Below are 4,295 nucleotides of genomic sequence, written 5' to 3'. Positions count from 1 at the left end.
TATGCCGCGCAGCAGGTCGTCGTCCTGAACCATGGCAGAGAGAAACAGAATGGGCGTCCAATGCCGGCCCTCGTGCGAGCGCACTTGCCTTGATAGCCAGAAGCCATCGTTATCGGGCAGCAGGACGTCCAGCAGAATCAGTTGTGGCGCCTTGTCGAGAAACAGCCGCCAGGCTTGCTGAGATGTGGTGGCTTCGAATACCTCGTGCCCCTGACGCAGCAGTTGCTGGCGGACGTTGAGCAGCAGGGCTGGATCGTCTTCGACGAGGAGCACGCGCAGGCTGGGCGTATCCATATCCATGAGTTTGGCCTCTTGATGTGTCTGGCAAGTGGGAACTGCGTGAGCTTCAAGACAGCAAAAAGTCTATTGTGCGCTGCAATATCGAATGTTCGGGTTGCGAGCCGGCAACAAAAAAGGGACACCCGAAGGTGCCCCTTTTTCCGAGTGCAAACGCAGTCGATCAGACGCGCTTTTTGTACTCGTGCGTACGGGTGTCAATTTCGATCTTGTCGCCGTTTTCAACGAACAGGGGGACCGGAATTTCAAAGCCGGTGCCGACGATGCGAGCGGGCTTCATGACCTTGCCGGAAGTGTCACCCTTGACGGCGGGTTCGGTTTCGATTTCGCGGACCACGGTGGTGGGCAGTTCAACCGAGATGGCCTTGCCGTCATAGAACACGACTTCAGCTTCCATGCCGTCTTGCAGGTAGTTGATCGCGTCGCCCATGTTTTCGGCTTCGATTTCGAACTGGTTGTACTCGGCGTCCATGAACGCGTACATCGGGTCGGCGAAGTAGGAGTAGGTGCAGTCCTTCTTGTCCAGGACGATCTGGTCCATCTTGTCGTCGGCCTTGAACACCACTTCGGCGCCGGCGCCGTTCAGCAGGTTCTTCATCTTGATGCGCACGGTGGCTGCACCGCGACCGCCGCGGCTGTATTCAGTCTTCAGGACGACCATCGGGTCCTTGCCCTGCATGATCACGTTGCCAGCGCGGATTTCTTGTGCGAGTTTCATGTTGGATTCCCGAATGTTCCCGGTCAGGGGGTCGAAGTTTGAGCTTCTATGAGGTCGAAAAATGGGGTTGCCGTGATCAGCGACCCGAAAAATCCCCCGGGTGCCACAAAGCAAAGCCTCCTATTTTAGCCTGAGCTTGAGACAAAAGTGAGCAGCTGGCTGGCGAGATCTTGCTGCAAAGCCAGATGATCGCGTGCGTTCTCGCTGTTCTGCCGCCAGGGGGCGTCATTTGCCTGCCACGAGGGCAGTGTTTCAGGCATGGGCGCCAGGCGGTTCCAGGCCAGCCACCAGTCGCGGACCTGGGCACGCAGGTCTGCCGGCCAATCCACCATCCAGCGCGCCATGAACGCGTCGAGCTTGCCGGCGTGCACGCCGTCGTCCTGCTCGTAGATGTGCCAGATGTGGGGGCGGCCCGCCCAGAGCGCGCGCACGGCGGAGTCTTCGCCGCGAACCAGATTCAGGTCGCAGCACCAGAGCAGGCGGTCGAAGTCGTCTTGCGGCAGGGCGGGCAGTGGATGCAGGTGCAGAGGATGCCCGGGGTGGGCATGCGCCCAATCGGTTGCCAGTGTCGTGGCATGACCTGGTGTGAGTAATACGTGCGTGTGAGGCGTTTGCGGAGCCAACTGGGCCAATCCTGCCAATCCGGCCAAGCGGTCGAGCAGTTCAGTCACCGGTGCCGATTCATAGCAAAACAACAAAATGAGCTTGGCCTCATCACCCAGATCCAAGCCGATCTGCTTGAGGAAGGCCAGTCTTTGCGCTGGCGAGGCCGTTTCAGCCCGTCGTCGTTGGATGAGGTCAGGTTCTCGCAGCAAGCCACCCGTGGCCGGCGTGAAGCCAGGATAGAAAAAGCGCTTGCTCAGGCCGGCCCCCGCGCCGGACCATACGGGCGAGCGTAAACCGTGGCTGCGCTCCACATAGTCTTCGGCGCTCAGGTATTCGAGATTGACCCATTGCGCCGGCTGTCCCTGCGCCGCTCGGCGCTGCATGCGTACTATGAAAGCATCCGGTGGATCGCAGCCAAAAGCCTCCACGACCACATCGCCAGCCCGCAACCCTGGCGACTCAATGGCTGGCTTCTGCGCGTCGGACCACTTCAATACCGTGACGCCGGGCTGACCCAGTCCGGCGGGCAATCGCCATGTCGCATCATCGGCAGGCATCCACTGGACCTGCGGTGCCATCCAGTTCAGTGCGCTGGCGTCATCCACCCACAGGCGCACCTGTTGACCACGCTGGCCCAGATCACAAGCCAGGCGCCAGCACACGCCGATATCGCCAAAGTTGTCGATGACACGACAGAACACATCCCAAAGCATCATGGGATTATGGCAAGCCCGGTGCAGGCCACGGGTTGTCAGAGACAATCCTGCCTCATGAGTTTGCCGACAGACCCCGATCAACAGACGACACAGCAGGAGCAGGCCCGCGCCCAGGTCTGGGACCGTTTGCTCGCAGAGGTGGCCTCTCTGCCGGCCTTGCCTGGTGTCTACCGCTACTTCGATGCCCGGGGCGATGTGCTGTACGTGGGCAAGGCGCGTGATCTCAAGCGGCGCGTTTCCAGCTACTTCCACAAGAACCACGGTGGCTCGCGCATCGGGTACATGGTGTCGCGCATCGAGCGCATGGAGACCACGGTCGTGCGCAGCGAGGCCGAAGCCTTGCTGCTGGAAAACAACCTGATCAAGACGCTCAACCCGCGCTACAACATCCTGTTTCGCGATGACAAGAGCTACCCGTATCTGAAGATCTCGACGCAGACTTTCCCTCGCATGTCCTACTACCGTGGGGCGGTTGACCGCAGGCACCGTTACTACGGGCCCTATCCCAATGCCTGGGCGGTCAAGGAAACGATCCAGTTGATGCAGAAGGTCTTCCTGATCCGCACCTGCGAGGATGCCGTCTTCAAGAACCGCAGCCGGCCCTGCTTGCTCTTTCAGATCAAGCGCTGCAGCGGCCCTTGTGTGGATCTGATCAGCAAGGAAGATTACGCCGCCAGCGTGGGGCAGGCCGAGCGCTTCCTGCTGGGTGAGCCCGAGGCTGTTCTGGCGGATTTGCAGACACGCATGATGTCGCACGCCGAGCGCATGGAGTACGAAAAGGCCGGCGAGATCCGCGATCAGATCAAGTCCCTGTCTGCGGTGCTGCATCAGCAGGCCGTCGAGACCGTGATGGACAAGGACGTGGACGTGCTGGCCGTGAAGGTGCAAGGCGGGCGTGCCTGCGTGAACCTGGCCATGGTGCGTGGCGGTCGCCATCTGGGTGACAGGGCGCATTTCCCTGTGCATGTGCAGGACCATGTGCTGTCACCGGAGGATGCCGCTGAAGTTGATGCCCAAGGGCAGGGGGAGGCATCCAATGCGGACGCGTTGACGCAGGCAACCGAAGTTCGCGTGATGGAGGCTTTCCTGGCTCAGCACTACATTGGTGGCGCCATGCCTGCCATGCTGATCCTCAGCCATATGGTGGATCCCGAGTTGATCGACGCCCTGGGTGAGCAAGGTGGACGCAAGGTCACGGTGGTGTACCAGCCGCGTGAGCAGCGCCGTGCCTGGCTGGACATGGCGATCACGGGCGCCACGCTGTCTCTGGCCAGGTTGCTCAGTGAAGAGGGCTCGCAGCAGGCGCGCACCCGGGCGCTTGTGGAGGCGCTCAATCTGGACCTGGACCTGGAGGGGCGCTCTGCAGGTTTGTCGTCTGATGAGGCTGGTGAACAGGCCGGTGAGCAGGCCGACGACCAGGCGGGCCAGGGTGAAGCTGCCACCGACGCTCCGGTTGACGCCAAGGACGCAGCCACACGTGATCCCCTGGCCAGTTTGCGCATCGAATGCTTCGACATCAGCCACACAGCGGGCGAAGCAACGCAGGCATCGTGCGTGGTGTACGAGCAGCACAAGATGCAATCCTCGCAATACCGCCGCTACAACATCAACGACATCACACCGGGTGATGACTACGCCGCCATGAAGCAGGCGCTGGAGCGCCGCTACAGCGCGACGGGGACGAAGGCCGCACGCGTGCCCGACATCGTATTGATCGACGGCGGCAAGGGGCAGGTGTCCATGGCGCGCGAGGTTTTCGAGGCGCTGGGCATCCCTCTGTCCATCATCGTGGGCGTGGAAAAAGGCGAAGGCCGCAAGGTGGGCCTGGAAGAGCTGGTCTTTGCCGATGGCCGGCCCAAGCTGCAACTTTCCCCCAGTTCCGCTGCGCTGATGCTGGTGGCGCAAATCCGCGACGAGGCGCACCGATTCGCCATCACCGGCATGCGCGCCAAGCGGGC

At 61.5% G+C, this 4,295-nt stretch carries 4 protein-coding genes; 1 reads left to right on the top strand and 3 read right to left on the bottom strand.

All coding sequences use genetic code 11. The features are described 5' to 3' along the window. From EPO09_RS20835 to earP, 3 genes are all read right to left on the bottom strand, one after another. The coding region (locus tag EPO09_RS20835) for a response regulator (protein WP_290646282.1) at positions 1–300 on the bottom strand (300 nt) is incomplete at its 3' end. Positions 301–460: 160 nt separating this feature from the next. Further along, positions 461–1,015 carry an elongation factor P gene (efp, locus tag EPO09_RS20830; RefSeq protein ID WP_290646280.1) on the bottom strand — a complete coding sequence of 185 codons (555 nt, stop codon included), beginning with the start codon at positions 1,013–1,015 and terminating at the stop codon, positions 461–463. Between the two features lie 125 nt (positions 1,016–1,140). Continuing rightward, complete coding sequence (gene earP / locus EPO09_RS20825) at positions 1,141–2,337, bottom strand: elongation factor P maturation arginine rhamnosyltransferase EarP (protein WP_367200097.1); 1,197 nt, start codon at positions 2,335–2,337, stop codon at positions 1,141–1,143. A gap of 54 nt (positions 2,338–2,391) precedes the next feature. Here earP and uvrC point away from each other — a divergent pair. Then, a partial coding sequence (gene uvrC / locus EPO09_RS20820; RefSeq protein WP_290646278.1) for an excinuclease ABC subunit UvrC occupies positions 2,392–4,295 on the top strand: 1,904 nt, incomplete at its 3' end.

The organism is Aquabacterium sp., assembly GCF_004297345.1.
Classification (GTDB): Bacteria; Pseudomonadota; Gammaproteobacteria; order Burkholderiales; family Burkholderiaceae_C; genus Aquabacterium.
The sequence above is the reverse complement of the archived record's forward strand: the minus strand, read 5'-3'. Positions and strand labels throughout refer to the sequence as shown.

What these genes read in the sequence shown, in the direction of transcription:
- efp (WP_290646280.1), bottom strand. Translation starts at nt 1,015, where the DNA reads ATGAAACTCGCACAAGAAATCCGCGCTGGCAACGTGATCATGCAGGGC.
- earP (WP_367200097.1), bottom strand. Translation starts at nt 2,337, where the DNA reads ATGATGCTTTGGGATGTGTTCTGTCGTGTCATCGACAACTTTGGCGAT.